The sequence below is a fragment of the Pseudomonas halotolerans genome (assembly GCF_039581215.1).
Lineage (GTDB): Bacteria > Pseudomonadota > Gammaproteobacteria > Pseudomonadales > Pseudomonadaceae > Aquipseudomonas > Aquipseudomonas tehranensis.
In genome coordinates, this window is sequence record NZ_JBCNTJ010000007.1 from 15,122 (window position 1) to 36,376 (window position 21,255).

Annotated in this window: 21 protein-coding genes and 1 pseudogene; 11 read left to right on the forward strand and 11 right to left on the reverse strand. The window is 60.7% G+C overall.

The genetic code is table 11. The features are described from left to right. Positions 1–24 precede the first annotated feature (24 nt). On the forward strand, positions 25–393 hold the full coding sequence (locus tag AAIS01_RS11460) for a DUF4870 domain-containing protein (RefSeq protein WP_343469058.1): 369 nt from the start codon (positions 25–27) through the stop codon (positions 391–393). A 177-nt stretch (positions 394–570) separates the two neighbouring features. On the opposite strand, the gene crc is transcribed toward AAIS01_RS11460, so the two are convergent. Continuing rightward, complete coding sequence (crc, locus tag AAIS01_RS11465; RefSeq protein WP_003177265.1) at positions 571–1,350, reverse strand: catabolite repression control protein Crc; 780 nt, start codon at positions 1,348–1,350, stop codon at positions 571–573. An 82-nt stretch (positions 1,351–1,432) separates the two neighbouring features. Here crc and pyrE point away from each other — a divergent pair, with 82 nt between their 5' ends. Beyond that, positions 1,433–2,077, forward strand: coding sequence for an orotate phosphoribosyltransferase (gene pyrE, locus AAIS01_RS11470; protein ID WP_343469059.1), 645 nt, complete (start codon positions 1,433–1,435; stop codon positions 2,075–2,077). Positions 2,078–2,271: 194 nt separating this feature from the next. On the opposite strand, the gene argB is transcribed toward pyrE, so the two are convergent. The 4 genes and pseudogenes from argB to coaBC all read right to left on the reverse strand — a co-directional run bounded on the left by argB (position 2,272) and on the right by coaBC (position 6,528). After that, positions 2,272–3,177, reverse strand: a complete 906-nt coding sequence (gene argB, locus AAIS01_RS11475; RefSeq protein WP_092394989.1) for an acetylglutamate kinase — start codon at positions 3,175–3,177, stop codon at positions 2,272–2,274. A gap of 26 nt (positions 3,178–3,203) precedes the next feature. Next, positions 3,204–4,607, reverse strand: a pseudogene (locus AAIS01_RS11480) (phosphomannomutase/phosphoglucomutase); the annotation flags it as partial. Positions 4,608–4,858: 251 nt separating this feature from the next. After that, complete coding sequence (gene dut / locus AAIS01_RS11485; RefSeq protein WP_092394996.1) at positions 4,859–5,314, reverse strand: dUTP diphosphatase; 456 nt, start codon at positions 5,312–5,314, stop codon at positions 4,859–4,861. 5 nt (positions 5,315–5,319) lie between these two features. Continuing rightward, entirely contained in the window at positions 5,320–6,528 is a 1,209-nt protein-coding gene (coaBC, locus tag AAIS01_RS11490) for a bifunctional phosphopantothenoylcysteine decarboxylase/phosphopantothenate--cysteine ligase CoaBC (RefSeq protein ID WP_343469060.1), read from the reverse strand. Between the two features lie 145 nt (positions 6,529–6,673). Here coaBC and radC point away from each other — a divergent pair, with 145 nt between their 5' ends. Next, positions 6,674–7,348 carry a RadC family protein gene (radC, locus tag AAIS01_RS11495; RefSeq protein ID WP_343469061.1) on the forward strand — a complete coding sequence of 225 codons (675 nt, stop codon included), beginning with the start codon at positions 6,674–6,676 and terminating at the stop codon, positions 7,346–7,348. A 141-nt stretch (positions 7,349–7,489) separates the two neighbouring features. Here radC and AAIS01_RS11500 read toward each other — a convergent pair whose 3' ends face one another. After that, positions 7,490–9,076, reverse strand: coding sequence for an ABC transporter substrate-binding protein (locus tag AAIS01_RS11500; RefSeq protein ID WP_343469062.1), 1,587 nt, complete (start codon positions 9,074–9,076; stop codon positions 7,490–7,492). A gap of 436 nt (positions 9,077–9,512) precedes the next feature. On the opposite strand from AAIS01_RS11500, the gene rpmB reads away from it, so the two are divergent. Beyond that, complete coding sequence (rpmB, locus tag AAIS01_RS11505; protein ID WP_003177273.1) at positions 9,513–9,746, forward strand: 50S ribosomal protein L28; 234 nt, start codon at positions 9,513–9,515, stop codon at positions 9,744–9,746. An 11-nt stretch (positions 9,747–9,757) separates the two neighbouring features. Then, a complete protein-coding gene (gene rpmG, locus AAIS01_RS11510) occupies positions 9,758–9,913 on the forward strand; it encodes a 50S ribosomal protein L33 (protein WP_003177274.1) in 156 nt (51 codons plus the stop codon). Positions 9,914–10,104: 191 nt separating this feature from the next. Here the strand turns inward: rpmG and AAIS01_RS11515 are convergent, their stop codons facing one another. Next, positions 10,105–10,467 carry a cupin domain-containing protein gene (locus tag AAIS01_RS11515; protein WP_343469063.1) on the reverse strand — a complete coding sequence of 121 codons (363 nt, stop codon included), beginning with the start codon at positions 10,465–10,467 and terminating at the stop codon, positions 10,105–10,107. A 243-nt stretch (positions 10,468–10,710) separates the two neighbouring features. On the opposite strand from AAIS01_RS11515, the gene AAIS01_RS11520 reads away from it, so the two are divergent. Together AAIS01_RS11520 and AAIS01_RS11525 are read left to right on the forward strand one after the other, a co-directional pair. Then, positions 10,711–12,204, forward strand: coding sequence for an aldehyde dehydrogenase (locus tag AAIS01_RS11520; RefSeq protein WP_343469064.1), 1,494 nt, complete (start codon positions 10,711–10,713; stop codon positions 12,202–12,204). Positions 12,205–12,354: 150 nt separating this feature from the next. After that, positions 12,355–13,497, forward strand: coding sequence for an MFS transporter (locus AAIS01_RS11525; protein ID WP_343469065.1), 1,143 nt, complete (start codon positions 12,355–12,357; stop codon positions 13,495–13,497). A gap of 45 nt (positions 13,498–13,542) precedes the next feature. Here AAIS01_RS11525 and AAIS01_RS11530 read toward each other — a convergent pair whose 3' ends face one another. Beyond that, complete coding sequence (locus AAIS01_RS11530) at positions 13,543–15,111, reverse strand: phospholipase D family protein (protein WP_343469066.1); 1,569 nt, start codon at positions 15,109–15,111, stop codon at positions 13,543–13,545. Positions 15,112–15,172: 61 nt separating this feature from the next. Beyond that, complete coding sequence (locus AAIS01_RS11535; RefSeq protein WP_343469067.1) at positions 15,173–16,606, reverse strand: aminotransferase-like domain-containing protein; 1,434 nt, start codon at positions 16,604–16,606, stop codon at positions 15,173–15,175. Positions 16,607–16,785: 179 nt separating this feature from the next. On the opposite strand from AAIS01_RS11535, the gene AAIS01_RS11540 reads away from it, so the two are divergent. Then, positions 16,786–17,031 carry a DUF1127 domain-containing protein gene (locus AAIS01_RS11540; RefSeq protein ID WP_092395024.1) on the forward strand — a complete coding sequence of 82 codons (246 nt, stop codon included), beginning with the start codon at positions 16,786–16,788 and terminating at the stop codon, positions 17,029–17,031. Positions 17,032–17,147: 116 nt separating this feature from the next. Here AAIS01_RS11540 and AAIS01_RS11545 read toward each other — a convergent pair whose 3' ends face one another. Continuing rightward, the gene (locus tag AAIS01_RS11545; protein WP_343469068.1) at positions 17,148–18,461 is read right to left on the reverse strand and encodes an NAD(P)/FAD-dependent oxidoreductase; all 1,314 of its coding nucleotides are present in this window, start codon (positions 18,459–18,461) and stop codon (positions 17,148–17,150) included. Between the two features lie 146 nt (positions 18,462–18,607). On the opposite strand from AAIS01_RS11545, the gene AAIS01_RS11550 reads away from it, so the two are divergent. Next, entirely contained in the window at positions 18,608–18,961 is a 354-nt protein-coding gene (locus AAIS01_RS11550; protein ID WP_003206850.1) for a YkgJ family cysteine cluster protein, read from the forward strand. 13 nt (positions 18,962–18,974) lie between these two features. Here the strand turns inward: AAIS01_RS11550 and AAIS01_RS11555 are convergent, their stop codons facing one another. Then, a complete protein-coding gene (locus tag AAIS01_RS11555) occupies positions 18,975–19,463 on the reverse strand; it encodes an Lrp/AsnC ligand binding domain-containing protein (protein ID WP_003206849.1) in 489 nt (162 codons plus the stop codon). Between the two features lie 155 nt (positions 19,464–19,618). On the opposite strand from AAIS01_RS11555, the gene dadA reads away from it, so the two are divergent. Together dadA and AAIS01_RS11565 are read left to right on the forward strand one after the other, a co-directional pair. Beyond that, complete coding sequence (gene dadA / locus AAIS01_RS11560) at positions 19,619–20,923, forward strand: D-amino acid dehydrogenase (protein ID WP_343469069.1); 1,305 nt, start codon at positions 19,619–19,621, stop codon at positions 20,921–20,923. Then, a complete protein-coding gene (locus AAIS01_RS11565) occupies positions 20,895–21,248 on the forward strand; it encodes a RidA family protein (protein ID WP_092395033.1) in 354 nt (117 codons plus the stop codon). The genes dadA and AAIS01_RS11565 overlap by 29 nt, the downstream gene beginning before the upstream one ends. Positions 21,249–21,255 lie beyond the last annotated feature (7 nt).

A 21,255-nucleotide genomic window follows, 5' to 3' on the forward strand; every position in this document is an offset into this window, starting at 1 on the left:
TGCGCTTCAGACAAGGAGAACGTCATGAGTGATGAGCAAACCCTACTGCCTCAGCCCAGCAAGGAGGCGCGCCAATGGGCAATGTTCTGTCACTTGTCCGCCTTGTTGGGCATCTGGATTCCGTTCGGTACGCTGATCGGTCCGCTGGTGCTCTGGCAGCTCAAGCGCGAGTCTGACCCGTTCATCGATGCCCAGGGCAAGGAGGCGCTGAACTTCCAGATCACCGTGGCAATTGCCTCGGCGATCAGCCTGTTGCTGATGATCGTGGTGATTGGCTTCTTCCTGTTCGGGTTGGTGGCGATCGGTGCGCTGGTGCTGACCATCATTGGCGGGGTGAAGGCCAATGAAGGACTGCCGTATCGGTACCCGTTTACGTGGCGGTTGGTCAAATAACGATCAGCTAGCGCCTTCCCTGTGGGAGCGAGCTTGCTCGCAATTGCGGCTGTTCATTCAATATTGATGTTGGCTGATCCACCGTCATCGCGAGCAAGCTCGCTCCCACAGTTGATTTTCAGTGGCCACAAAAAAACCGACAGGGCTGTCGGTTTTTTTGTGGCTGCGAAACGACACTCAGATCGTCAGCGTCCAGTCGTAATCCACGATCAGTGGCGCGTGCTGCGAAAACCGTGGCTGGCGCGGCAGGCGAGCGCTGCGCACGAAGCGGCGCAGACCAGGCGTCAGCAACTGGTAGTCGAAACGCCAGCCGAGGTTGAGCATCTCGGCCTGTTCGTTGTCTGGCCACCAGCTGTACTGGTCGCCTTCACGGCTGACTTCCCGCAGGGCGTCAACATAGCCCATGTTGCCGACAATCTCGTCCATCCAGGCCCGTTCCGGCGCCAGAAACCCCGGGGATTGCTGGCTGTCGCGCCAGTTCTTGATGTCCAGCTTCTGTTGCGCCACGTACAGCGAGCCACAATAAATGTACTCGCGACGTTTGCGCCGCTGTTTGTCCAGATAACGGGCGAAGTCGTCCATTAACTTGAATTTCTGATTCAAATCTTCATCGCCGTTCTGCCCCGAAGGGAGCAGTAAGGTCGCGATGCTGACCTTGTCGAAATCGGCTTGCAGGTAGCGCCCGTAGCGGTCCGCCGTCTCGAAACCGAGACCGTTGATGACAGCCTTCGGTTGCAGCCGCGAATACAAAGCCACGCCACCCTGGGCGGGGACTTCGGCATCGCAGGCATAAAGGAAGTAACCATCCAGTTGGAAGGCTGCATCGTCCAGTTCAAAGGCGGAGGCGCGGGTGTCCTGCAGGCAGATGACGTCGGCATTCTGTGCTTGCAGCCAACTGAGCAACCCACGCTCCACTGCAGCCTGAATACCATTGACGTTCACACTGATGATCCGCATAAATGGCCCCAAAAATCACGTGCGTGTATGATACACGGCGTGTACCTATTTAGCTAAATCCGTGGTATTTGGGGCTTTTTTCATGCAAGCGTATCAGCGCGATTTCATTCGTTTTGCCATCGATCGCGGCGTTTTGCGCTTCGGTGAGTTCACCCTCAAGTCCGGCCGCACGAGCCCGTACTTCTTCAATGCCGGCCTGTTCAATACCGGCGCCGCCCTGGCGCAACTGGGCCGTTTCTACGCGGCGGCCATTGTCGAGAGCGGGATTGCGTTCGACGTCCTGTTCGGCCCGGCCTACAAAGGCATTCCTCTGGCCGCCGCCACCGCCGTCGCCCTGGCCGAGCACCACGACCGCGACCTGCCCTGGTGCTTCAACCGCAAGGAAGCCAAGGCTCATGGCGAAGGGGGCAGCCTGGTGGGCGCGCCGCTGACCGGTGAAGTGCTGATCATCGACGACGTGATCACCGCCGGCACCGCCATTCGTGAAGTGATGCAGATCATCGGTTCCCAGGAAGGCGCCAAGGCCGCCGGTGTGCTGATCGCCCTGAACCGCCAAGAGCGCGGCAACGGTGAGTTGTCGGCGATCCAGGAAGTGGAGCGTGACTTCGGCATTCCGGTGGTCAGCATCGTGTCGCTGAATCAGGTCCTGGAATTCTTGGCCGACGACCCACAGCTCAAACAGCATTTGCCGGCGGTTGAGGCTTACAGGGCGCAGTTCGGCGTTTGAAATGACGCTTGGTTTTGATCTTGTGGCGAGGGAGCTTGCTCCCGCTGGGCCGCGTAGCGGCCCCAACATTTTGGCGATCGCTGCGCAATCGAGCGGGAGCAAGCTCCCTCGCCACAAAAGCATCATCTGAAAAAGTGGTGTAAAAAAAGACCCCGCTCAACCAGGTTGAACGGGGTCTTTTTTATGGGTGTCGCTTACGGACGCTTGCGATTGCTGATCAACGTACCCACGCCGGTATCGGTGAAGATTTCCAGCAAAATTGCATTCGGGACGCGGCCGTCGATGATCAAGGAGCTGCCGACGCCGCCCTGGACCGCTTCCAGTGCGCAGCGGATCTTCGGCAGCATGCCGCCGTAGATGGTGCCGTCGGCGATCAGTTCATCGACCTGTTGAGTCGACAAGCCGGTCAGGACCTTGCCGGTCTTGTCCATCAGGCCGGCGATGTTGGTCAGCAGCATCAGCTTTTCGGCTTTCAATGCTTCGGCAACCTTGCCCGCCACCAGGTCGGCGTTGATGTTGTACGACTCACCGTTGGCACCGACGCCGATGGGCGCGATGACCGGGATGAAGTCGCCCTTGACCAGCAGGTTCAGCAAGTCGGTGTTGATGCCGACGACTTCGCCCACATGGCCGATGTCGATGATTTCCGGCTGGGTCATCTCCGGCGTCTGGCGGGTGACGGTGAGTTTCTTCGCCCGGATCAGCTCGGCATCCTTGCCTGTCAGGCCGATGGCACTGCCGCCATGACGGTTGATCAGGTTGACGATGTCCTTGTTGACCTGGCCGCCGAGGACCATCTCCACCACATCCATGGTCTGCGAGTCGGTGACGCGCATGCCGTCGATGAAGTGGCTCTCGATCGACAGGCGCTTGAGCAGGTCACCGATCTGCGGGCCGCCACCGTGAACGACCACCGGGTTGATGCCCACGGCCTTCATCAGCACGATGTCGCGGGCGAAGCCGGTTTTCAGCTCCTCGCTTTCCATCGCGTTGCCGCCGTATTTGATCACCAGGGTCTTGCCGACATAGCGTCGGATATAAGGCAACGCTTCGGACAGGACCTTGGCGGTATTGGCGGCGGCTTCGCGTTCGAGGGTCATTCAGGGCTCCGGTGGTGCTTCAAAAATCAGAACGGTAGTTGAAGATCAGGTGCAACACGTTTGAGTTGGGTGTGGAACACATCCTTGATGCGCTGCAGTTCGGCTTCGTTGTCAGCCTCGAAACGCAGGACCAGCACCGGCGTGGTGTTGGACGCGCGAACCAGGCCCCAGCCTTGGGGATAGTCGACCCGTACACCGTCGATGGTGGTCAGTTCGGCCCCTTCGCCCCATTGAGCGTCATGCAGTGCATCAATGATGCTGAATTTGCTCTCTTCGGTCACATGGATATTGATTTCCGGCGTAGAAATATCGTTAGGGAAGGTCGCGAAGAGCTCTTCGGCCGTGGATTTCTCTTTGCTGAGGATTTCCAGCAGGCGCGCGGCGCTGTAAATGCCGTCGTCGAAACCGAACCAGCGCTCCTTGAAGAAGATGTGGCCGCTCATCTCGCCGGCCAGCAGGGCGCCACTCTCTTTCATTTTCTTCTTGATCAACGAGTGGCCGGTTTTCCACATGAGTGGGCGACCGCCGTATTCCTTGATCAGCGGCACCAGGCGCCGGGTGCATTTAACGTCGAAGATGATTTCGGCGTTCGGATTGCGCGCCACCACGTCGCGAGCGAACAGCATCAGCAGGCGGTCCGGGAACACCACGCTGCCGGTGTTGGTGACCACGCCCACGCGGTCGCCGTCGCCATCGAAGGCCAGGCCCAGGTCGGCGTTGGTTTCCTCGACCTTGGCGATCAGGTCTTGCAGGTTCTCCAGCTTGCCCGGGTCCGGGTGATGGTTGGGGAAGTTGCCGTCCACGTCGCAGAACAGCGGGATGACTTCGCAGTTCAGGGCTTCGATCAGTTGTGGGGCGATCACGCCGGCCGCGCCGTTGCCGCAATCGACCACCACTTTCAGGCGACGGGCGAGCTTCACATCCTTGACGATTTCATCGTTGTAGCGCTCCAGGATGTCCACCTTGGTGACGCTGCCCTGGCCGCTGCTCAGGTCGTTGGTCTTGAGGCGGGTGTGCAAGGCCTGGATCTGCTCGTTGGCGAGGGTGTCGCCGGCGATGACGATCTTGAAGCCGTTATAGTTCGACGGGTTGTGGCTGCCAGTGAGCATCACGCCGGATTTACCGGCCAGCACGTTGGCGGCGTAGTACAGCGCTGGCGTCGGCACCAGGCCCACGTCGCTGACATGGCAACCGCTGTCGGCAACCCCTTTGATCAATTGTTCAACCAGCTCGGGGCCGGACAAGCGACCATCGCGACCGACGCACACGTTCGGTTCACCTTGGGCCAGGCTCTGGGAGCCGATGGCGCGGCCGATCCAATAGGCGGTTTCGGCGGTGAGGGTCTCCGGCACCACGCCACGGATGTCGTAGGCACGGAAGATGCTGTCAGGGAAGATCGGGGCGATTGCGGCTGGGGTGTTCATGGGCGGGGCGCTCTATCAGGAAGATGACTGGACAGGCCGGCGGTTCGCGTCGGCAGGCTCAAACTGAAGGGTATGACGGCGTTTTTGACAGAGAGTTCGCGGTGGGAAAGTGCCATGAGACAGCGTTACCTGGCCTCTATCGCCTAATACATTGATTCCGGGTGGGAAACCTTGCAGCCAGCCTGTGCGCATTTTTCGTCCTGAAACAGAAGCTTAATAAATGGGCCGGGCGAGACGCCCGGCCTGAAACAGCGGGATCAGTGGCTGCCGGAATGCCCGAAGCCGCCAGCGCCACGCTGGCTCTCGTCGAATTCTTCCACCAGTTCGAAGTGCGCCTGGACTACCGGTACCAGCACCAGTTGGGCGATGCGCTCGCCCACGGCGATGTTGAACGCCGTTTGACCACGGTTCCAGCACGACACCATCAGTTCGCCCTGATAATCGGAGTCGATCAGGCCCACCAGATTGCCCAGCACGATGCCATGCTTATGGCCCAGGCCCGAGCGCGGCAGGATCAGCGCAGCCAGGCCCGGGTCGCCGATGTACACCGACAGGCCGGTTGGGATCAGCAGGGTCTGGCCTGGTTCCAGAACGGTGTCCTGCTTGAGCATGGCCCGCAGATCGAGGCCGGCGGAACCCGGTGTGGCGTATTGCGGCAGCGGGAATTCGGTGCCGATGCGAGGGTCGAGGATTTTGGCTTGTAGAGCGTGCATGTCAATTAAACCTGGTTCAGCCGTTCGGCGATAAAAGTGATCAGCTGGCGGGCAATCTTGCTCTTGCTGGTCTGGGCGAAAAGGGTGGCGTGCAACTGGCGGTCGATCACGCTGCAGGCGTTTTCTTCGCTGTTGAAGCCAATGCTCGGGTTGGCGACGTCGTTGGCGACGATCAAGTCCAGGTTCTTGTCCTTGAGCTTGCGCGCGGCGTAATCGAGCAGGTGCTCGGTTTCGGCGGCAAAGCCGACACTGAACGGACGGTCCGGGCGGGTGGCGATGGTCGCGAGGATGTCCGGATTGCGCACCATTTGTAGTAGCAGGCCGTCGCCGCTCGTAGGGTCTTTCTTCAATTTTTGCGGGGCGACGACTTCGGGGCGGTAGTCCGCCACCGCCGCCGAGGCGATGAACAGGTCGCACGGGATGGCCGCTTCGCAGGCCGCCAACATGTCCCGGGCGCTGACCACGTCGATGCGGGTGACCCGATCAGGGGTGGGCAAATGCACAGGGCCGGTGATCAGGGTGACCCGGGCGCCGGCTTCCACGGCGGCTTCGGCCAGGGCGAAGCCCATTTTCCCGGAGCTGTGATTGGTGATGTAGCGCACCGGGTCGATGTTTTCCTGGGTCGGACCGGCGGTGATCAGCACATGCTTGCCGGTCAGCGCCTGGCGCTGGAAGCAGTCGGCGGCGCACTGGGCCAGGTCGTTGGCTTCGAGCATGCGCCCCATGCCGACATCGCCGCAGGCCTGGCTGCCGGAGGCGGGGCCGAAGACTTTCAGGGCGCGGCTTTCGAGCAATTGCAGATTGGCCTGGGTGGCCGGATCGCGCCACATGGCCTGGTTCATGGCCGGCGCGACGGCGACCACGGCGTCGGTGGCGAGCACCAAGGTGGTCAGTAAATCATCCGCGATGCCTTGGGCCAGGCGGGCGATCAGGTCAGCCGTGGCCGGGGCGATCAGCACCAGGTCGGCCCACTTGGCCAGTTCGATATGACCCATGGCGGCTTCGGCCGCCGGGTCGAGCAGGTCCAGGTGAACCGGGTGCCCGGACAGGGCCTGCATGGTCAGCGGGGTGATGAATTCACTGCCGCCGCGGGTCATGACGACCCGTACTTCCGCGCCCTGGTCGATAAGCCTGCGGACCAGCTCGGCGCTCTTGTAGGCGGCAATGCCGCCGCCGACGCCCAGAACGATGCGTTTCCGATACAGCCGCTGCATAGGCCTGCCTTTCGATTTCAATGGTCAGTGCAGGGCGAACCCCTCGGCAGCAGCCTGCCTGGGTGCAAATCGCCTGCAAAAAAGATGGGCTACGATATCACAGCGACCGCTACGGAACAGCGGCGCCCACAATCAGGGAGATGCTATGAGTATTCGCGATTGGCCGGTGGCCGAGCGACCACGGGAGCGGTTATTGGAGTTGGGGTCGGCGAGTCTTTCGGACGCCGAGCTTTTGGCGATTTTCTTGCGCACGGGTGTGTCGGGTAAAAGCGCGGTGGACCTGGCGCGACATCTGCTGCATCAATTTGGAGGCCTGCGGGTTTTGCTCGAGGCTGATCTGCATACCTTCAACGCACAGCTGGGGCTGGGCCCGGCGAAATTCGCGCAGTTGCAGGCTGTGCTGGAGATGGGGCGTCGGCATCTGGCCGAAAATCTGCGGCGCGATTCGGTGCTGGAGAGTCCACTGGCCGTGCGGGACTACCTCAAGGCCATGTTGCGTCACGAGCCTCATGAAGTGTTTGGATGCCTGTTCCTCGATTCCCGGCATCGGGTGCTGGCATACGAGGCCTTGTTTCGCGGTTCCATCGACAGCGCGAGCGTCTATCCGCGGCAGGTGGTCAAGCGCGCCCTGGCTCATAACGCCGCAGCGTTGATCCTGTGCCACAACCACCCCTCCGGCAACACCGAGCCCAGCCAGGCCGATCGGGTGCTCACCGAGCGGCTCCAGGAGGCCCTGGAGCTGATCGACGTGCGGGTGCTCGACCATTTCATTGTTGGCGATGGGGAGCCGCTGTCCATGGCGGAGTATGGGTGGATGTAGGCGCGGTCAGGCTTGAGTAATCCCTTGTGGGAGCAAAGCTTGCTCGCGATAGCGGTTTTACTGACAACAGAAGTGTTGTATGTAACGACGTCATCGCGAGCAAGCTTTGCTCCCACAAGGGGGGGCTCTGTGGGGCAGTGGTCACTTGAGGCTGACCTTGGAGTAATCCTGCCGGCCAAACGGGCTCACCGCATAACCCTGCACATCCTTGCGGGTCAGCGCGAAGGCGGTGGGGTGCGCCAAGGGCAGCCACAGGGCCTGTTGCTGGATCTGCGCCTGGGCCTGCTCATAGAGTTTGGTGCGCACGCCCTGCTCGCTCGTGGTCTTGCCGGCGCTGATCACTTTATCCAGGTCCGGGTTGCAGTAGCGGGCGAAGTTGGTGCCGGACTTGACCGCCGCGCAGGAAAACTGCGGCGTGAGGAAGTTGTCCGGGTCGCCGTTGTCGCCGGCCCAGCCCATGAACAGCAAGTCATGTTCCCCGGCCTTGGCGCGACGGATCAGTTCGCCCCATTCGATCACCCGGATCTCGGCCTGAATGCCGATCTGCGCCAGGTCGGCCTGCAGCAGTTGCGCGCCCAGGCTGGGGTTGGGGTTCAGCAGACTGCCGGAAGGGCGGGTCCAGATAGTGGTCTGAAAGCCGTCCTTCAAACCGGCCCTGGCCAGAAGATCACGGGCCTTGGCCGGGTCATGGGCGTAGCCGGGCAAGTTTTTGGCGTAGCTCCAGGTGTTCGGTGGGTAGGGGCCCTTGGCCGCTTCGGCGGTGCCCTCGAAAACGGCCTTGAGGTAGCTGGCCTTGTCGAAGGCCAGATTGACGGCTTGTCGAACCTCGGGCTTGTCGAAGGGCGGGTGTTGGCTGTTGATCGCCACGAATGCGGTCATGAAGGCGTCGGTCTGCGCCACTTTCAGCGTCGGCTCCTGCCTGGCGGCCTGGACGTCCTGCGGCTTGGGTGACAGGGCGATCTGGCATTCGTTGCGCCGCAGTTTTTGCAGGCGCACATTCGCGTCCGGCGTGATGGCGAAGATCAGCGGATCCACTTGGGGCTTGCCGGCGAAATAGTCGCGGTTGGCCTTGTAGCGAATCGAAGCGTCTTTCTGGAACCGGTTGAAAATGAACGGGCCGGTGCCGATGGGTTGGTTGTTGAGTGCTTTTGGTGTGCCGGCTTTCATCAACTGATCGGCGTATTCAGCCGAATAGATGGAGGCAAAGCCCATGCTCAAGGTGGCCAGGAAGGTCGAATCCGCATGATCGAGGATAAAGCGCACGGTCAGCGGGTCCAGCGCGTCGATTTTCTTGATCAGGCTCGGTAGCTGCATGGACTGGGCGTGGGGGTAACCGCTCTGGGCGATCTTGTGCCAGGGGTTCGCCGGGTCAAGCATGCGTTCGAAGCTGAACTTGACGTCCTCGGCGGTCAGATCGCGGCGCGGCGTGAAGTATTCGGTCCGGTGGAATTTGACCTGTGGGCGCAGCTTGAACACGTAAGTCAGTCCATCGGACGAGACTTCCCAGCTCTCGGCGAGGCTGGGGATGACCTTGCCGCTGGCGGTGTCGAAATCTACCAGCCGATTCATCAGCACGTCGGCGGACGCATTGGTGGTGGTCAGCGAATTGTACTGAACGACATCGAATCCTTCCGGGCTGGCCTCGGTACAAACGCTCAGGGCAGCGGCCTGGGCCAGCGGGCTGATCAGCAGAGGGGCGAGCAACAGTGGGAGGGCAGCGAGGCGCATGGTCGGTTTCCTGTGCAAGTCGAAGGCCCATCTGCATGTGCAGTCTGGAAAAGACCTACCCTAGTGGCCTCGCTGGAAAATGACTATCCCCTTTTTGCATTTTCCGGCACTCTGCGGCGCTGTATTGACGGCTCAGGCTCGGCATCGGTTAAAAAAACCGGCCTGCAGCGACGAGCGGTCAAAGGCGGCGGCAGCCTGTGCCCCAGCCGTTCGGGGGCGCTGATCGGCGCTTTCCTATGAAGACAAATCACACCGGCTGTTGTTGCGCTGTGGTCTTTCTGGTATAAAGCAGCGCTCTTTTCTAGGGGCCCGGTTCCTTCACTGTAGGTGTAGCCGGTAAGACCCTTAAAGAAACGCGGCGCCTGGCGCCAAATGACTGAGAGATTAAGCGGCCAACCCATGCCGGGTTGGGCATGTGGTTTTAGAGGGCTGAGGCATGTCGAGAGTCTGTCAAGTTACCGGTAAGGGTCCGGTGACTGGGAATAACATTTCCCACGCAAACAACAAAACCCGTCGTCGTTTCCTGCCGAACCTGCAGCATCACCGCTTCTGGGTTGAAGAAGAGAAACGTTTTGTGCGTCTGCGCGTATCTGCCAAGGGCATGCGTATCATCGACAAGCGTGGCATCAGTGTCGTGCTGGCCGAACTTCGTCGCGATGGCAAGGTTTAAGGGAGCTAATCATGCGTGAATTGATTCGTTTGATCTCGAGCGCCGGTACTGGTCACTTCTACACTACCGACAAGAACAAGCGTACTACCCCGGACAAAATCGAGATCAAGAAATATGATCCGGTTGTTCGCAAGCACGTGATCTACAAGGAAGGCAAAATCAAGTAATTGATTTTCCCCGACTTACGAAAAAGGCCCGTATCGCGAGATACGGGCCTTTTTTGTTGTTGTGTTGTCAGGTTTGGCCTCATCGCGAGCAAGCTCGCTCCCACAGGAATTGGTGGTGCCTCAGGCATCACACAGCGTCCATGTGGGAGCGAGCCTGCTCGCGATATGGCCAGCTCTAACAATGCAAATCCTCAAGCCTTCTGTTCAAACACCACATAAATCTTGCGGCAAGGCTCCAGCACTTCCCAAGTGCCCTGGAAACCCGCCGGGATCACGAAGCGGTCGCCGGCCCGCAGGGTCTTGGCATTGCCATCGTTGTCCCGCAGCACGGAAACACCCTGGACGATTTCGCAGTACTCATGTTCGGTGTAGTTGACCGTCCACTGGCCGACCGCACCTTCCCAAACGCCTGCATTCATTTGCCCGCACGGGCTGCTGTAGTGGTTGATCACCGTTTGTTCGGGATCGCCCTTGAGCACCTTGGCCGGGTCCGGGCGATAGCGTTCGGCGGTGGTACTGGCCTGGCTGAAATCGACGATGTCCTGGATGCTCATGCGGTAATACCCCGGTTATGAAGGCGCGAATGGCTGGAAGAGCCAAAGTCTATGTTTATTAAAACGAACATCGCAAGGCTGTTTGCCCGCGTTGTGTCAAATATATTGAAACATTACGGGTCGCTGGTTTAGGGTGGCGGGTGCCCTGTGCCAAAAACAGCGCCAAAACAGGCTGGCCGGGCAGAATTCTTGGAGCGCTGCGCATTGCGTGGCGTTCATTCTCAATAAGAGGAGGACACACGCATGACCACCCTGACTCGTGCCGACTGGGAACAACGCGCCCGCGACTTGACCATTGAAGGCCGTGCCTTCATCAACGGTGAGTACACCGATGCGGTGTCCGGCGAAACCTTCGATTGCCTCAGCCCGGTGGATGGCCGTGTGCTGGGCAAGATTGCCAGTTGCGATGTCGCCGACGCCCAGCGCGCCGTCGAAAACGCCCGTGCCACCTTCAATTCCGGCGTCTGGTCGCGCCTGGCGCCGAGCAAGCGCAAAGCTACGATGATCCGTTTCGCCGGCTTGCTCAAGCAGAACGCCGAAGAGCTGGCCCTGCTTGAAACCCTGGACATGGGCAAGCCGATCAGCGATTCCCTGAACATTGACGTTCCCGGCGCGGCTCAAGCGTTGAGCTGGAGCGGTGAAGCCATCGACAAGATCTACGACGAGGTGGCCGCTACCCCCCACGATCAGTTGGGCCTGGTAACCCGTGAACCGGTGGGCGTCGTCGGCGCGATCGTGCCGTGGAATTTCCCTTTGATGATGGCGTGCTGGAAGCTCGGTCCGGCGCTGTCCACCGGTAACTCGGTGGTGCTCAAACCATCGGAAAAATCCCCACTCACCGCCATCCGCATTGCCGCACTGGCAGTCGAGGCTGGTATTCCCAAGGGCGTGCTCAACGTGCTGCCTGGCTACGGTCATACCGTTGGCAAGGCCCTGGCTCTGCACATGGACGTCGATACCCTGGTGTTCACCGGTTCCACCAAAATCGCCAAGCAATTGATGGTTTATTCCGGCGAGTCCAACATGAAGCGTGTCTGGTTGGAAGCCGGCGGCAAGAGCCCGAATATCGTGTTCGCCGATGCCCCGGACCTGCAAGCCGCCGCCGAGTCCGCCGCCAGCGCCATCGCCTTCAACCAGGGCGAAGTCTGCACCGCCGGCTCGCGGCTGTTGGTGGAGCGTTCCATCAAGGACACCTTCCTGCCGCTGGTGATTGAAGCCCTCAAGGGCTGGAAACCTGGCAACCCGCTGGACCCGGCCACCAATGTCGGCGCCCTGGTGGATACCCAGCAGATGAATACCGTGCTGTCCTACATTCAGGCCGGTCACAGCGACGGCGCCAAGCTGGTAGCCGGCGGCAAGCGGATCCTCGAAGAAACCGGCGGTACCTATGTCGAGCCGACGATTTTCGACGGGGTGAGCAATGCCATGAAAATCGCCCAGGAAGAGATTTTCGGTCCGGTGCTGTCGGTCATCGCTTTCGATACCGCCGAAGAGGCCATCCAGATCGCCAACGACACGCCGTACGGCCTGGCTGCGGCGGTATGGACCAAGGATATTTCCAAGGCTCACCTGACCGCCAAGGCGCTGCGTGCTGGCAGCGTATGGGTCAACCAGTATGACGGCGGCGACATGACCGCGCCGTTCGGGGGCTTCAAGCAGTCGGGTAACGGCCGCGACAAGTCGCTGCACGCGTTCGACAAGTACACCGAGCTGAAGGCGACCTGGATCAAGCTGTAACCGCGTCAAACCTGTGGGAGCGGGCTTGCTCGCGAAAGCGGAGTTTCAGTCAACTTAGTTGTTGAATGCGAAACCGTCTTCGCGAGCAAGCCCGCTCCCACATTTGCTTTGCGCAGGGCTTGAAATGTAACCATCCACAGGAGTGTGGAAATGCGTTGGGCGACCTATTTCGCCGTGTTGGCATCTGTCCTGAGTGTTGGTTTGGCCCTGGGCGTGAGCATGCCGCTGGTGTCGCTTCGTCTGGAAGGCTGGGGTTATGGTTCGTTTGCCATCGGGGTGATGGCCGCCATGCCGGCTGTTGGGGTGCTGGTCGGGGCCAAGGCGTCGAGCCGGCTCGCGGCGCGGTTCGGTACGGCGGCGTTGATGCGCCTGTGCCTGTGGGGTGGTGCGGTGTCCATCGGGTTGCTGGCGCTGTTGCCCAGTTATCCGGTCTGGTTGCTGCTGCGGCTGATGATCGGCGTCGTCCTGACCCTGGTGTTCATCCTTGGTGAAAGCTGGATCAACCAGTTGGTGATCGAACAATGGCGCGGACGGTTGGTGGCGCTGTACGGCAGCAGCTACGCCCTGAGCCAGTTGTCTGGCCCGTTGCTGCTGGGCGCGCTGGGGACTGATCACGATTACGGCTTTTGGGTGGGTGTCGGTCTGTTGCTGGTTGCGCCATTGCTGTTGCTCGGTCGCAGCGGCGCGCCCACCAGCGAAGCCTGCAGCGTCACTTTCAAGGATCTATGGGCGTTCTGCCGGGGGTTGCCGGCCATCGCCTGGGCGGTGTCGTTGTTCGCGGCGTTCGAGGCAATGATCCTGACTTTGCTGCCGGTTTACTGTTTGCGCCAGGGCTTCAGCGCCGACATTGCGCTGGCGATGGTCAGTACGGTGGTGGTCGGCGATGCCTTGTTGCAGTTGCCGATTGGTGCTCTGGCGGACCGCCTGTCACGCCGGTCGTTGTTCACGGGATGCGCGGTGGCGCTGATGGTGTCGAGCCTGGCGGTTCCACTGCTGATCGATACCTTGCTGATCTGGCCATTGTGGGTGCTGTTTGGCGCCAGCGCAGGCGGGTTGTTCACCTTGTCACTGATCCTGATCGGCGAGCGTTACCGCGACGATGCCTTGGTGCGGGCCAACGCCCACATTGCGCAACTGTGGGGGATCGGTTGCCTGATCGGTCCGTTGGCGGCGGGGGCGGGCAGTCAATGGATCAGCGGGCATGCACTGCCCTTGTTCATGGCGGCGGGCGCGTTCGGGTTGGTGATTCTGTTATTGCGCCAAGGGGCGTTCGGGGCCACCCAAACGGCCTGAGCACACCCAAATCCCGTGGCGAGGGAGCTTGTTTCCGCGGGACCTCTAAAGCATCTGTTCCAAGCCAATGGTCATGGCGAACCAGGTGTTGAACCGGCGCCACCAACTGCCGGGTTCGCGGTCCAGATCGTGCAGTTTGCCGTTGTCTTCGGTGGTCCATATCAGCTTCCCGTCCTTCAGGCGGGCCTGGTAACTCAGGGCCGGGGCCATGCCTTGCAAGGCCAGTTCGCGCACTTGACTGGCGAGTTCGGGACTGTCGACCAACACCCCCACTTCGGTGTTCCACAGCACTGAACGCGGATCGAAATTGAACGAGCCGATGAAGGATTTCTGGCGGTCAAAGATTATCGCTTTGCTATGCAGGCTGGAGTTCGATTCACCGTAGGACTTGCTGTAGAACAGATGTGGGCTGCTGCCGCCAGTGTCCCCGGGTTGGCGGCGTAACTCGTACAGCCGCACGCCATGTTGCAGCAACGCTTTGCGATACGGCGCATAACCGCCGTGCACCGCCGGCACATCGGTGGCTTCCAGGGAGTTGGTCAAAAGACTCACCGCCACCCCGGCATCGGCGCGGCTGGTCAGGTACACCAACCCTGGCTGGCCGGGCACGAAGTAAGCGGAAATCATGATCAATTCCTCACTGACCCCCGTTAGCTCCGGGCCCAATTGCGTGGTCAGCAACAGCTGCGGATCAGGCTCATCCTTGGCCAGTACTTTGCTGGGGGCATCCCACAGCGCCTGATTCCAGGCCCAGATCAACTGCCGGCGCCAGATGTCCAGGCGCGGTTGGGTCCGGTAGGAGGTCAACTGCTGGTAAAGCGCATGATTTTCCTTGTGCGTCTGCTCCAGTGACTCTTGCAGGCGCAGCCGACTGTTGGCCAGATCCTTGGAGGTTGGCCGATGGGACAGGAATTGTTCGATGGGTTTGCTCAGGGCGCTGTTCCAGTATTGGTCGAAGCTGTGCCCCAATTGTTCGGCCACCGGCCCAACGCCCAGCAGGTCGATGTCGGTGAAGTTCAGGTTGGGTTCGGCGTCGAAATATTCATCCCCCAAGTTGCGCCCGCCGACGATGGCCATGCTGTTGTCCGCCAGCCAGAGTTTGTTGTGCATGCGTCGATGTTGCAGTGACAGATTGAGCAGCCGTCCCAGGCTGCGGGTTACCCCGGTGGCACGCCCCAGATGGAGTGGGTTGAACAAGCGTATCTGGATCCGCGGATGAGCGGCGAGGGTCGCGATGGTCTGATCCTGGCCATCGCTGGTGGTGTCATCCAGCAGAATGCGCACGCGCACGCCCCGATCGGCCGCCTTGAGCAGTTCATCCACCAGCATGCGCGTGCTGATGCCGTCGTGAACGATGTAGTACTGCAAATCCAGGCTGCTTTGGGCGTTGCGGATCAACTCGGCCCGGGCGGAGAAGGCGTCGGTACTGTCAGAGAGCAGGCGGAAGCCTGAGCGTCCCTCGTGGGGAGCGGCCTGGGCCTGTACCGAGCGGCCGAACGAAGAGTCGGTTGCCGGGAGCGCCTGGGAGGGCTCGCGGGTGATATCAAAACTGGCGCAGCCGCCCAGCAGCGAGGCGATTAGCAAGAGCGCAGGCAGGATGGGTCTGGATCTCACGTAGGCTCGTTCCGCTTGTTTGCGTTGATCGGCTTGTGGGTGCTGCTTCCCTGAGTAAAGCTCAGACGGCGTCGAGTCGGGTTTCGTTCAACAACGCAATGGCCGCGGCGCCGACCTTGCGTACGGCGTCCTCGATCTGTGCCGTTGGTTTGGCAGCGTAGTTCATGCGCAGGCAATTGCGGTACTTGCCCGAGGCAGAAAATATGCTGCCGACCGCGACCTGCACGCCTTGGTCATGCAGGACCCGATTGAGCTTGAGTGTGTCGAAGCCTTCGGGTAGCTCGACCCAGAGCATGAAGCTGCCTCGCGGGCGGCTGGCGCGGGTACCCGCTGGAAAATAGCGGCTGACCCAGTCGATCATGACGTCGCGATTGCGTTGGTATTGGGTGCGCATCCGGCGCAAATGCGGTTCGAAATGTCCGCCCTTGAGAAACTCCGCAATGGCAATCTGCGGTTGCGGTGCGGTGGAGCCGGTGCTGATGTATTTCATGTGCAGCACCCGTTCCAGATACCGGCCTGGTGCGACCCAGCCAATCCGCAAGCCCGGTGCCAGTGTCTTGGAAAAAGAACTGCAGAGCAGGACGCGGCCATCGTCGTCGAAGGATTTGATCGTACGGGGCCGCGGGTAGGTGTAGGCCAGTTCCCCATACACATCGTCCTCGATAATCGCCACGTCGAAACGTTGCGCCAAGGTCAGCAACGCGCGTTTGTTGGCCTCGGGCATGATGTAGCCCAGCGGGTTGTTACAACTGGGCGTCAACTGTATGGCCTTGATGGGCCACTGTTCCAGCGCCAGTTCCAGTGCCTCCAGACTGATGCCGGTGAGCGGGTCGGTGGGAATTTCCAGGGCCTTCATGCCCAGGCCCTTGAGGGTTTGCATGGCGCCGTGAAAGCTGGGTGAATCCACAGCGACGATATCGCCCTGCTCACAGGTAGCGCGGATGCTGACCGACAGCGCTTCGTGACAGCCGGTGGTGACGATCAGGTCGCCGGCTCCCAGTTTGCAACCAGAGTCCAGCGACAGGCGAGCGATCTGTTCGCGCAACGCGAGGTTGCCGTAGATGTTGTCGTAATAAAGCCCCGGCATGTCTTGCCGGCGGCTGATCTGCGCCAGGCTGCGCAACAGGGGTTTCATGGTCGGCGAGTTGATATCCGGCATGCCCCGGCCCAGTTGCACCACATCCTTGCGCGGCACCGCGCGTATCAGTTCCAGCACCTGGTCCCATTGCGAGATGTCTACCGGTCGCTGGGCCGGGCGACCCACTACCGGCAGGTCCGGCAATTCGCGGCTGGCCGGTACGAAATAGCCGGATTTGGGTTTTGGCATCGCCAGCCCGCTGTCCTCCAGCACGCGATAGGCCTGCTGTACGGTACTCAGGCTGACGCCGTGCTCCATGCTCAGTGCGCGCACTGACGGCAGCCGGTCGCCGGGGCGGTAGAAGCCCTGTTCGATGCGGGTGCCGAGCAATTCGGCGAGGTTCACATAAAGGGTCATGGCGCGCTCTCGATGAAGTGGACAACGGTAACCAATACAGTTGCGGCGGAAAAAGACAATTCAGTGTCGAAAAGCCGCAATCTGTATGTATATAAAACACATTGTTTGAATCTGTATTGATTATGGCCGTCCGCGCATCATGAAAGCTCTGGCTACCCAAGTAAACAGGAGCGATCAAAATGAACGGCTTGAGCGATGTGCGGCTGACGTTACACAGCCAGGAACTGGCGGCGGGGCAGGAAAAGGAGCTGCGCAATGCGATGTTGCCCAGTGCTCCGTCCGGCCTGAGCCGCTGGGCCCTGTTCTGGCGTCGCCTGCATACACGCAAGGCCTTGTTGGAGCTTACACCCGAACAGTTGCGTGATATTGGGCTGAGCCGGGAGCAGGCGCGGGCGGAGGCGCTCAAGCCGTTCTGGCGGCTTTGAAGCAATAGGAACCCGGTGGCGAGGGAGCTTGCTCCCGCTGGGCTGCGTAGCAGACCTTCTTTTTGCGGTTGCTGCGCAACCGAGCGGGAGCAAGCTCCCTCGCCACGGATCCGGGACTAAACCAACTCTTTCAACCGATGCCACAGCATCCCCAGCGCCAACAGTGGCGAGCGCAGATGCTTCCCGCCCGGGAAGGTCATGTGCGGCACCTGGGCGAACAGATCGAAACCACCACTCTGTTGCCCACTGATGGCTTCGGCCAACAGCTTGCCGGCCAGGTGCGTGGCATTCACCCCATGACCGGAGTAGGCCTGGGCGTAGTACACGTTGGGCTGATCCTTGAGTCGGCCGATCTGCGGCAAGCGGTTGGCGCCGATGCCGATCATCCCGCCCCATTGAAAGTCGATTTTCACCTGTGCCAGTTGCGGGAACACCTTGAGCATTTTCGGGCGCATGTACGCGCCGATGTCTTGCGGGTCGCGCCCCGAATAATGACAGGCTCCGCCGAACAGCAAGCGTCGATCCGCGGAAAGCCGGTAGTAATCCAGCGCCACCCGTTGATCGCAGACCGCCATGTTCTGCGGCAACAACGCCTGGGCCTGAGCCTCGCTCAAAGGTTCAGTGGCGATGATGTAGCTGCCGGCGGGCAGCACTTTGCCGCTGAGTTCCGGGTTGAGCCCATTGAGGTAGGCGTTGCAGCCCAGCACCAGGGTCTTGGCCCGGACCGCGCCCTGTTGGGTGTGCACCTTCACTTCCGGGCCGTAATCAATGCGGGTGACCGCCGATTGCTCGAACAGCCTGACCCCCAGTTGCTGCGCGGCGCAGGCTTCGCCCAGGGCCAGGTTCAGCGGATGCAGATGGCCCGAGCCCATATCGACCAGGCCGCCGACGTAGCGATCCGAGCCCACCACACTGTGCATCTCGTGGGCTTGCAGCAGCCGGGTCTGATGGCGATAACCCAGGCTGCGCAGTTCTTCGGCGTCTTGCGCGAAGCCTTCCAGGTCGCCTGGCTTGTTGGCGAGGTCGCAGTAACCCCAGGTAAGGTCGCAGTGGATCTGAAAACGCTCGACTCGTTGTCGGACAATTTCCACGGCTTCTAGGCCCATGAGTTTCATCTGGCGTACGCCGTCGGCACCGATCACCGGGGCGAACTGTTCGAGGCCATGACCGACGCCGCGAATCAGTTGACCGCCGTTGCGCCCGCTGGCCCCCCAACCGATCTTGTGCGCTTCCAGCAGCACTACGCTCATGCCGCGCTCGGCCAGTTCGATCGCTGTGTTCAATCCCGAGAACCCGCCACCGACCACGCAGACATCCGCCACCAGCTCGCCCTGCAGCAGCGGATGATCCGGTTGCGGCAGGCTGCTGGCGGCGTAGTAAGAGGCGGCGTGCGAATGGCTCGGAACAGGTTGCTGAACACGGGCGTTCATGTGCGTAATCCTGATTATTGTGTTTGAGAAATTTTACGGAGCATAAGCCGGGGATTCGTCCATGGGCAACACCGGTCGGTTGGCGCTGTCTGGGATAAGCCTTTTCGTGCAGAATCCTGCCTTGTCCCGTCTCGGTAGCCGCTTCGATGAGCTGCAACAGTCAAAAAATCCGCACGTTGCGCCAACAGATTCCCTCGTTCGAGTGCGTACCGGGCTGCCATGACTGCTGCGGACCAGTGACCACCTCGCCGGAGGAAATGGCCCGCTTGCCGCGCAAGACCCGCGCCGAACAGGACGCGGCCATGGAAGCGCTCGACTGCGTACACCTGGGACCCAATGGCTGCACGGTCTATGACGAGCGGCCGCTGATCTGTCGGTTGTTCGGCACCACCGCCACCCTGCCGTGCCCAAACGGGCGACGGCCAGTGGAGTTGATCCATCCCCGGGTCGAGAAGCAGATTCACGAATACATGGCCAGCACCCGGCAGGTGTTGGTGTAGCCAAGAACGCCCCTCAATCCGGAATTGGCAGGTTCAAGCTCTCCTTCACTTCTTCCATCACGATGTAGCTCTTGGATTCGCGCACGTGGGGCAGCTTGAGCAGGATGTCGCCCAACAGCTTGCGGTACGACGCCATCTCGGAAATCCGCGCCTTCACCAGATAGTCAAAGTCGCCTGACACCAGATGGCATTCGAGCACGTGAGGCAATTTCAGCACCGCGCGCCGGAATTCTTCAAAGGTGTCGCCGGACTTGTAGTCGAGGCTGATTTCGACAAACACCAGCAGACTCCCCTTCAAATGCTGCGGATTGAGCCGGGCGTTATAACCCATGATGATGCCCTCGCGCTCCAGGCGACGAACCCGCTCGGTGCAAGGCGTGGTGGAGAGGCCGACCTTTTCCCCAAGCTCTGTAAAGGAAATCCGTCCATCCGCCTGGAGGATGCGCAGGATGTTGCGGTCGATCTTGTCCAGCTCACGTTTGGTCTGAGTGTTGGTCCGCACAGGTGATGCGCCTCCATGAAAAGGGTTTTTGCCGAGAATTCTCGCCAAATATAGGCATTTATATAGTGAAAAGCACTGGCTGATCTTTTCTAAACTGCGCACATAACGGTCAGTACAACAAAACGTCAGCGGTTATCCGCGATGAGGGCTTCAACATGCGCGTTCTGGTTTTAGGTAGCGGCGTCATCGGTACCGTCAGTGCTTACTACCTGGCCCGCGCCGGGTTTGAAGTCGTGGTGGTTGACCGTCAGCCGGCGCCAGCCATGGAAACCAGTTTTGCCAATGCCGGCCAGGTGTCGCCGGGTTATGCCTCGCCGTGGGCCGCGCCAGGTGTGCCACTCAAGGCCATCAAGTGGCTCCTGCAACGCCACGCACCGTTGGCGATCAAAGCCACCGCCGACATCGACCAGTACCTGTGGATGGCGCAGATGCTGCGCAACTGCACCGCCAATCGTTATGCCGTCAACAAGGAGCGCATGGTGCGCCTGTCCGAGTACAGCCGCGACTGCCTCGACGAATTGCGCGCCGAAACCGGGATTGCCTACGAAGGCCGCAGTCTGGGGACTACACAATTGTTCCGTACCCAGGCTCAGGTTGATGGCGCGGCCAAAGACATCGCCGTGCTGAAAGAGTCCGGCGTGCCCTTCGAAGTGCTGGACCGTGAAGGCATCGCCCGCGTCGAGCCGGCGTTGGCCAATGTCACTGACATCCTGGCCGGAGCCTTGCGTCTGCCCAATGACCAGACTGGCGACTGTCAGATGTTTACCACGCGTCTGGCGGAAATGGCCGTGAAGCTTGGGGTAGAGTTCCGCTTTGGCCAGGATATCCAGCGCCTTGACTACGCCGGTGATCGCATCAACGGCGTCTGGATCGACGGCAAGCTGGAAACCGCCGACCGCTATGTCCTGGCTTTGGGCAGCTATTCGCCGCAATTGCTCAAGCCGCTGGGCATTCGTGCACCGGTGTATCCGCTCAAGGGTTATTCCCTGACCGTGCCGATCACCAACCCTGCGATGGCTCCGACCTCGACCATTCTCGACGAAACCTACAAGGTCGCGATTACCCGGTTCGATAACCGCATCCGCGTGGGCGGCATGGCGGAAATCGCCGGTTTTGACCTGTCTCTCAACCCGCGTCGGCGTGAAACCCTGGAGATGATCGTCAACGACCTTTATCCTCAGGGCGGCGATCTGGCCCAGGCCAGTTTCTGGACCGGCCTGCGTCCGACCACCCCGGATGGCACGCCGATCGTGGGCGCCACCCCGTTCAAGAACCTGTTCCTGAACACCGGCCACGGCACCCTTGGTTGGACCATGGCCTGTGGTTCCGGGCGCTTGCTGGCGGACCTGATGGCGAAGAAAAAACCACAGATCAGCGCCGAAGGCCTCGATATTTCCCGTTATGGCAGTAAACACCAGGAGTCTGCAAAACATGTCAATCCAGCGCCAGCTCACCAATGACCGCATGAGTCAGGTCGTCCTGCACAACGGCACCGTTTACCTTGCCGGGCAGGTTGGCGACGACATGAGTGCCGGTATCGAGCAGCAGACCCGGGAAACCCTGGCCAATATCGAGCGTTTGCTGGACCTGGCCGGGACCGACAAAAACCACCTGCTGTCGGTGACGATTTACTTGAAAGACATCGACGCCCATTTCGAAGGCATGAACGCGATCTGGGACAAATGGCTGCCCAACGGCGTCGCGCCAGCCCGGGCTACTGTGCAGGCCAAGCTGTGCGAACCGGAAATCCTGGTGGAGCTGTCCGTCGTGGCCGCGCTGCCCTAAACCCGGA

Excerpts from the sequence above, each read along its gene's own strand:
- AAIS01_RS11525 (WP_343469065.1), top strand. The coding sequence starts at position 12,355 with ATGCGTTGGGCGACCTATTTCGCCGTGTTGGCATCTGTCCTGAGTGTT.
- AAIS01_RS11545 (WP_343469068.1), bottom strand. The coding sequence starts at position 18,461 with ATGAACGCCCGTGTTCAGCAACCTGTTCCGAGCCATTCGCACGCCGCC.
- pyrE (WP_343469059.1), top strand. The coding sequence starts at position 1,433 with ATGCAAGCGTATCAGCGCGATTTCATTCGTTTTGCCATCGATCGCGGC.
- AAIS01_RS11460 (WP_343469058.1), top strand. The coding sequence starts at position 25 with ATGAGTGATGAGCAAACCCTACTGCCTCAGCCCAGCAAGGAGGCGCGC.
- AAIS01_RS11515 (WP_343469063.1), bottom strand. The coding sequence starts at position 10,467 with ATGAGCATCCAGGACATCGTCGATTTCAGCCAGGCCAGTACCACCGCC.
- AAIS01_RS11550 (WP_003206850.1), top strand. The coding sequence starts at position 18,608 with ATGAGCTGCAACAGTCAAAAAATCCGCACGTTGCGCCAACAGATTCCC.
- AAIS01_RS11535 (WP_343469067.1), bottom strand. The coding sequence starts at position 16,606 with ATGACCCTTTATGTGAACCTCGCCGAATTGCTCGGCACCCGCATCGAA.
- rpmG (WP_003177274.1), top strand. The coding sequence starts at position 9,758 with ATGCGTGAATTGATTCGTTTGATCTCGAGCGCCGGTACTGGTCACTTC.
- radC (WP_343469061.1), top strand. The coding sequence starts at position 6,674 with ATGAGTATTCGCGATTGGCCGGTGGCCGAGCGACCACGGGAGCGGTTA.
- argB (WP_092394989.1), bottom strand. The coding sequence starts at position 3,177 with ATGACCCTCGAACGCGAAGCCGCCGCCAATACCGCCAAGGTCCTGTCC.
- AAIS01_RS11540 (WP_092395024.1), top strand. The coding sequence starts at position 16,786 with ATGAACGGCTTGAGCGATGTGCGGCTGACGTTACACAGCCAGGAACTG.
- coaBC (WP_343469060.1), bottom strand. The coding sequence starts at position 6,528 with ATGCAGCGGCTGTATCGGAAACGCATCGTTCTGGGCGTCGGCGGCGGC.
- AAIS01_RS11520 (WP_343469064.1), top strand. The coding sequence starts at position 10,711 with ATGACCACCCTGACTCGTGCCGACTGGGAACAACGCGCCCGCGACTTG.
- crc (WP_003177265.1), bottom strand. The coding sequence starts at position 1,350 with ATGCGGATCATCAGTGTGAACGTCAATGGTATTCAGGCTGCAGTGGAG.
- rpmB (WP_003177273.1), top strand. The coding sequence starts at position 9,513 with ATGTCGAGAGTCTGTCAAGTTACCGGTAAGGGTCCGGTGACTGGGAAT.
- AAIS01_RS11565 (WP_092395033.1), top strand. The coding sequence starts at position 20,895 with ATGTCAATCCAGCGCCAGCTCACCAATGACCGCATGAGTCAGGTCGTC.
- dut (WP_092394996.1), bottom strand. The coding sequence starts at position 5,314 with ATGCACGCTCTACAAGCCAAAATCCTCGACCCTCGCATCGGCACCGAA.
- AAIS01_RS11500 (WP_343469062.1), bottom strand. The coding sequence starts at position 9,076 with ATGCGCCTCGCTGCCCTCCCACTGTTGCTCGCCCCTCTGCTGATCAGC.
- dadA (WP_343469069.1), top strand. The coding sequence starts at position 19,619 with ATGCGCGTTCTGGTTTTAGGTAGCGGCGTCATCGGTACCGTCAGTGCT.